Origin of the sequence: Enterococcus sp. 3H8_DIV0648 (assembly GCF_002140655.1) — a bacterium.
Classification (GTDB): Bacteria; Bacillota; Bacilli; order Lactobacillales; family Enterococcaceae; genus Enterococcus_A; species Enterococcus_A hulanensis.
In genome coordinates, this window is sequence record NZ_NGLG01000001.1 from 3179406 (window position 1) to 3186266 (window position 6861).

A 6861-nucleotide genomic window follows, 5' to 3' on the forward strand; every position below is an offset into this window, starting at 1 on the left:
TCGCTGATCAGCTTTACTAATATTTCAGAAAATCCAATTTATTAATATTGTATTAAAAATTTGAGAAATATATTTAATAAATAGGGTATGAAAGAATAAATAATCTGAGAAAATGAATAATAGGATATATCCAAAGAGGTTTTAGTCCAATTATAATTTAATAATAATTTTATCGGAAAACTGTTGCTAATCTTTATCTTAAAAAATAAGGAGTGTGAAGAAATGAAGAAAAACAAATTATCAAACATTTTTATGCTGGTATTATTGATCGGTTCCTATATTTCCGCATTGGTTACAATTTCCCCCAGCGTATCGACAGCCGCAAAGGACATCACGAATCTTGTGGATGTTACTGGCTGTGAGGTGACGAAGGGTGATCAGGTAGTCAGTGATGAAAATAAGATAGTGAAGGGGGATACGATTCATATAAAGTACTTTTGGGAAGTTTCTCAAGAGAATATGAAGGGGGTAGAAGCTGGAGATAGCTTTACTCTCTCTTTACCTGATCCTGAATATTTTGGCGGCTATCAAGATCAAGGTCCCTTTGACTTAGATAATCCACATGGAGGACCCAGTTTGGGACAATATTCATTAATTGGAAGTAACTTTTTTGTAGAAATTAATGAAGAGGGAGCTAAACAAGACGTATTAACCGATGGCTGGCTGTCGGTTGATGTAAAAGCGCTGAAAGCCGGAACCAATATCGATGGCGGCGGTAATGGCGCCGCAGAGATTCCCAAATTAGTGATTACTGATGATGAAGGCGGCGGGGGACATGAACCTGACGATGAAGCATTTCCAGATGACCAACTTCCTTTCCATAAAAAGGGCAAACAAAATTATGGAGAAAATAGTATCAACTGGTCCTTTGTCGTGAATAATCAAGGTCTGAAAGAATTGATTGACACATATTCAGCGAATCAGGAATCAGGATTGAATAATAAGGTAATCCCACGAGAAAATGGCTTATTGATCGATAAACTAGATCCCGGAATGAAATTTCAAGAAAATTCTCTCCATGTGTTGGTTCCTGTTCAAATAATCAATAGCGAAGGTAAGATGGGCACTCGATTCGTAAAAGGAACAAACAATCTGCAAATCCAAGATCAGTTTATCCGAGTCTATCCTCAAGAAGGTGAAGCATATGAGGTTTTCCAGAATCGTGTGAGAAACTATCCGACAGAAAATGGCAGTCTGGCTTATGGCGTTTACACCGATAGCGAAAATTGTGATACGGTGCTCGTTGCTTTTGGCAATATGCCCGGCGATCACGCGTTGTATAACGATGTTCATAATGGAGCAATCTCGGACGCTATCGCGAACGACGACACACTAAGTCAAGAGCAAAAAGCAGCTTTACAAACGATCTATTGTGATCCTGGGAATAGTCCCGGCAGCGGTGGGATCGTTGCTTATGGATTGAGCTTTAATGCAGATGTGCAAGTCGTTGAAGGATACGGAAACGGAACGTATGCCAATAAAGCTCAGTTTATATGGGGGGCAGATGGCTCGGAAGAATCCGAATGGGAAACTGATTTCCACCAAATTGGCGGAGGAGTTACTGGTGAGTTTATTCAAGTGGAAAAAGAGGTTGAAGGAACTGGTGCACTCGCTAAGCCTCGTCATTTTGAGTTTGAAATCGTAGATCAAGTGGATACCACCAATCCGATCGCTTATGGGATTACGGAGAAGGAAGTAACTCAAAAAGGCGAAAAGGTGAAAGTTAATTTTTATAAAAACAAAAGCTCTCAGGGAGAGTACACCAATGAAATCGATGGCAATGGAGTACCAAATGGTTGGCGTTCGGTTTTGACCGATGGACACAGCTATTTGATCCGCGAGATAGGCAGTCCAGAGTATTCTCCATTGATTACGGGCGGTACTGGTGAAGGGGATCAATACGATTACAATGCTGACATTGAAAAAAGAACACACTTCTTGATTTTAAATCAAACGACAATCAACCTGCAGGCGAAAAAGCTTGTCACAGGTACTGCGAACCTGAGTACGCCGACAACCTTTACTTTCCAATTAAAACATGAAGGAAATCCGGTTGCATACGGGAAAACCATGGTGACAGAAAAAGACAAAGAATTCCCGATTGATTTTTATACTTCAGCGAGTTTTGAAGAAGAGAGCAGAGTCACTGATTGGAAAAAAATTCTTACTTCTGGAGAACAGTATACGCTAGAAGAAATAGATACGAACGGCTATCAACCAAAATATTCTCACCGCCAAGGCGATTCGGGTGAATATAGCTCAGGCAGTACCCTTACAGTGACGAGTGGAGAAAATAGCAGCTATCAGTTCTTGGTCGATAATCAAAAAGAAAAATCAAAACCAATCGATGTCTCATTAGAAGCGGAGAAAAAACTGAACGGCCGCGAGTTAAAAGACAAAGACTTTAGCTTTGAACTATTCGACAAAAATGGTCAATTAATTGATACGAAGGAAAACGATGGCTCGTCCATCAAGTTTAAGAAGCTAACGTTTGATCAAGCCGGAACCCACAAATATACGATCAAAGAAAAAGCAGGCGATGAAGCCGGCATGACCTACGATGGCAAGACCGTCACAGCAAAGATTGAAATTACTGAAAATGGCAACCAGCTAGAAAGTAAGATCACTTACTCAGATGACGATGCCAAGGAGAATACCGCGAATGAATTTCTCAATGTCTACAATGAAGAACCGCCGACTGGAGGCTTCCTCATTAGAAAAGTAGATACTGACAGTAATGAGCCATTAGCTAATGCTGCCTTTCATGTTTTTGACGCTGAAATGCAACGAATCAGAGAAGACGAAGTAATCCAAACAGATGAAGATGGTGTCGTCAAAGTCGATGGTCTGCCATTTGGTGATTACTATGTCGTAGAAGCGCATGCGCCAGAAGGCTATTTGATTGAAGATGAGCCGATGAAAGTATCGATCCACGAAGAAAGTCATGAAGAACGAAATATGGTGACCAACCGAGATCCTAAGATCAAAACAGGCATTACCTTAACCAAGATTGATTCAGCGACAGGAGAAAAATTGAAGGGCGCTGAATTCCTTTTAAAAAATGCCCAGAATGAACCTGTGGATTTGGGAAGAAAATTGATTACGGATGAAAATGGATTGATCCATATTGATTCTCTACCAGCAGGTGAGTACTCACTAGTGGAGTCCAATGCGCCAGAAGGCTATCAATTAGATAGTGAACCTTTGACCTTTACGGTAGCAGATGACAATAAATTGGTTGAACTAACCAAGAAAAACACAGTAGAACTCACACCTAAGAAAATACCAGAACCCAAAGCAACATCAACGAGTCTAAAAAAATATCCTACATCCAGCTCTCAGACTTCTCAAGCAACGCCAAGTTCAACGAGGAAACAATATCCTAAGTTGAATGTGGTCGATCAGCTCTTCTTAACAGTTGTAGGCTGGGGAGTAGTAGGCGGAATATGGCTTTACCGAAAGAAAAAATAAATTCATAGGATAATAAAATTGTAAGTGCGAAAAAGCGGTGAAAGCCAGCTTTTTCGTACTTTTTATGTAGTGTACGTTTCATTCATTAAGCCAACACCTGTGGGAATCCCACAGGTGTATTTGTCTTGTCGTCATGGATCGTGCCCGCTCAGCCAGTGGTTGACCAGAGCCACGATCAGCCCCACAAAGAGCGGAGCGAGGACATATCGGATCAGCTCGCTCAAGGTGCATCACCTCCTCTCTAAAAGTGGAGGCTGACGACATGAGCGAAATTACCTACGCAAAGGTATTAAGTTGTCAATGACCGAGTTTAGTTAGACGCTTCACTGTTAGTGAATGTCTGGATCGTCCTTGTTCCGACTTTTCTTGCGCCGTACCCAAGCCCAAAACCGCTGCTGTGTACTCATGGATTCGTGTGCTTCAGACTGCGCTGTTGAAGAAGTTGAAGGGACTTCGGCAGAGGATTCTTTACAATCGATCGTGTGCTTATCTCCGATTTCTGTTGATTGTTTTATTAATGAATTTTGGTTATTTCCCGCTTCTGCCGGGCCTTCCAATTTCTTTTCGATCGCCGTTCTGGTTGGCTCAAATACATGGTCATAGCTTCTGTTTGTTTTGGCAAGGATTGCTGCTTTTGCCTTTTCAAGGTGAACAGTTTCCTCTGGTTTTGTTGGAGCTTCTGTTTTTGAAGCAGCTTTTTCGTGAGGCTGTTCTGTTTCAAGTTTTATTGCAGCTTCTTTATTTAGCTGTTCAGTCGGAGTGTTTACATCGACTTTCGGCTCATTTTCTAAGTCAAAAATCTCGTGGTCTGTCGTGGTGACGATCTTGCCTGTGACCACAGTATCAAATAGTTTTACGCCGTTTTTTTCAAAAATGTCGAGTTGAGTTAATAGTTCGCAAGCTTCTTTGAGCTGTGCCGCTGGCAGGTCGGCATTCACATTTTTATAGGTCCAGTCGTGCTCTTTGCCTAGACCATTGGTGAAGGTCGTGACTAAATCATGGGTCATCTTTCTACGTTCCTTTCTTAATTTTTTTCTGCGTAGGTAGGTTTACTCTCAAGGTTCGTTCGTTTCATCAGGACGAACTTTTGCGATTAGGGAACGGACAAGGGACATGGCTTTTTCGCCAAAGTTACGGACAGGGAACACTTTTGATGTCAACGAGCGCCATTCAGGTGTCATGAAATAATCTTGGAAATAGTAGAAGAAGCGCTTCATGGTACGTGTCGCCTTGGTATTCATGAAAATATCACGGACAAGATCCTTTAGAATGAAGGCAAACTCCTCCGCACCAAGTTGAAACCGCACGCGTAACGCCAAGATATATTTGATCGTTAAGCTGCTATTTTGCGTTTGATAATAATAAGTTGTAATTCGTTTTTCTAAGGTTGTAGATTTAAGATTGAACAATTGTCGGCAAGTCAGAGTTTGTTCATTCATGGATTTTCATCCTCCTTTTTTTAGTAGAGGAAGGCGGTTGTTAGCCGCCGATCCTCAGTTTTTGATTAAAAGATAATTGTTTCGACTGTTTCCACATACTTTGCACTGACGACGTGGTCGAACAGCTTTTCGCCGTCCTTTTCAAAGATCGTCAAGAGTGTCAGTCTTTCTAAGATGCCTCGGATCTCATCACTGGATCGGTCTTGTGCGGGATTTTGGTAGCTCCATGTTTGGGAGCGTCCGCCGCTGGTTTTAAAGATCGCTACTAATTTTTTCATCTATACGTTTCCTCCTATTTACTTACTCGTGATTGGCTGGTGATAATCACGCCGTCCAACTGTGTGTCTTCTACGTCAAGTTCCTTCATAAGCTGTCCTAGTTTAAGGATTTGTGCTTCATCTGGATTTTCGACTACGTTTTGGAAAGTGACTTTCTTTAATTTTTCTGCTCCTGGTAATGAGAGCTGCACCTGTAATTTTGTACTTAATCGTTGGATCATAATTTAACGCCTCCGTGTTTTTGTATTGTTGTACCGGCCGGTGACTAAAAGATAAATGATTTCAAAAAAGAATGCGAATCCGAATTTGGCACCAGCACCCCCAATTTGGCAGGTTTTGGAGCGAAAATGATCGATTTCGGCAAAAAAGCTGCCAAATTGGGGGGGTTCAAGACAAATTGCGATTTGAGAAAAAAAGAAAGTTGAGTTATAATCGAAGTTTTTTGCCTGAAAATGCGAAGGAAGACAGAAAAATAGCAGAACGCTCGATTGTTCAAGCATTCTGCTATTTTGTTAAACTTAAAGCCAATCAATATGGTCACTATCGTCTGGATCATCCATCAAGGGTTCACAATGGTAGAGGGAGTAGGTCTGTTGGTACAGGCGATTGATCTCACCGATTGCAGTACGAAAATTTTTCAGACTAGCACGCTTACTCAAGCTTTTCGCAAAAGGGGTGTTTGGTAAATATAAAAAGTCTAGCGGAATCTCTCCATCGATACCATAGTGTAACATTCCGCGACGAATCGTCGCCAAGACCAGACAAGCGATCTCCGCCCGTTCAATAAAGCGGCGGTAATGGAGTGGCAGCAGCAGGCAGAGTCCATTCGTCAGTTCTGCGAAGAATTGCTCATCCACACTAAAGACAGTGGAAAGCTTGATAGGGTTGAGCCAGATCGTCTGGTCTGTTCCTTCAAGTGGAAATAAGGTGAAGAACGAACAAGCCCAAGGCATCTTATATTTTCCGAAATGCCCCAGCTTCTTTAGACAAATAGATAAGACTTCATAATCAGAAAACGAATGAGTCGAAGAAAATTGATGCAGGGTTTTTAAGGCATTTTCATTACTGAAATGAATCTCTGTATCTGTGAAGATCAATACGCCTGTTCTATCTGGAATGGGGACAATACAGTTGATCTCATGAACAGTCAACGGATCGAATACGATCGCCTCATCAAGATAGCGCTCCCATAATTGTGACCACTGTCTGTCATCTAACGCATTTGGTTGTTTCATTTCATCCATAGTAACTCCTCCTAATAACAATTATTATTTAATATTTCTAAATAAATGATACGACAAAAATGAATTTAAGAATTTCGAAAATTTCAACAGCCCAATAAAGAAAATCGAAAATCGCTAATAATTTTGTTATTAATTAGAAAACAAAAAAAGGAGAAGCACGTTCGTTTTTATAACTAAAATGACATTATTCAGCATAAAAAAAAGGCGTCCCCTCATTAAAATCTGAGTGGACGCCCTTTTCTTATGTAGAGGATAATATTTGACTAAATTATTATTTGCATATAATGTTTTTTCGTAGTTTATCTAAAACTATGAACATTATTCTTTTATAATACACTATCAATTAATAAAAAAACGAACTGATTTGATTTAATTATAGAATATAGGATAAGAATAATCAATATATTTTGAGAAAATCACCTTAAAAGA

7 protein-coding genes are annotated in these 6861 nt (G+C 40.4%); 1 reads left to right on the forward strand and 6 read right to left on the reverse strand.

What is annotated here, in order from left to right:
* Nucleotides 1–222: 222 nt before the first annotated feature.
* Entirely contained in the window at nt 223–3471 is a 3249-nt protein-coding gene (locus A5875_RS14710) for an MSCRAMM family protein (RefSeq protein WP_088934282.1), read from the forward strand.
* A gap of 131 nt (nt 3472–3602) precedes the next feature.
* Here the strand turns inward: A5875_RS14710 and A5875_RS23280 are convergent, their stop codons facing one another.
* The 6 genes from A5875_RS23280 to A5875_RS14735 all read right to left on the reverse strand — a co-directional run bounded on the left by A5875_RS23280 (nt 3603) and on the right by A5875_RS14735 (nt 6432).
* Nucleotides 3603–3695: a type I toxin-antitoxin system Fst family toxin gene (locus A5875_RS23280; protein WP_137663145.1), complete on the reverse strand. Its 93-nt coding sequence runs from the start codon at nt 3693–3695 to the stop codon at nt 3603–3605.
* Between the two features lie 105 nt (nt 3696–3800).
* The gene (locus tag A5875_RS14715) at nt 3801–4478 is read right to left on the reverse strand and encodes a DUF2922 family protein (RefSeq protein WP_088934283.1); all 678 of its coding nucleotides are present in this window, start codon (nt 4476–4478) and stop codon (nt 3801–3803) included.
* Between the two features lie 48 nt (nt 4479–4526).
* Nucleotides 4527–4910, reverse strand: coding sequence for a hypothetical protein (locus A5875_RS14720; RefSeq protein ID WP_088934284.1), 384 nt, complete (start codon nt 4908–4910; stop codon nt 4527–4529).
* Nucleotides 4911–4975: 65 nt separating this feature from the next.
* A complete protein-coding gene (locus tag A5875_RS14725) occupies nt 4976–5188 on the reverse strand; it encodes a DUF2922 domain-containing protein (protein WP_088934285.1) in 213 nt (70 codons plus the stop codon).
* 14 nt (nt 5189–5202) lie between these two features.
* A complete protein-coding gene (locus A5875_RS14730; protein WP_088933795.1) occupies nt 5203–5409 on the reverse strand; it encodes a DUF1659 domain-containing protein in 207 nt (68 codons plus the stop codon).
* A 297-nt stretch (nt 5410–5706) separates the two neighbouring features.
* Nucleotides 5707–6432 (reverse strand): hypothetical protein, encoded by a 726-nt coding sequence (locus A5875_RS14735; RefSeq protein ID WP_088934286.1) that lies wholly within the window; start codon nt 6430–6432, stop codon nt 5707–5709.
* Nucleotides 6433–6861 lie beyond the last annotated feature (429 nt).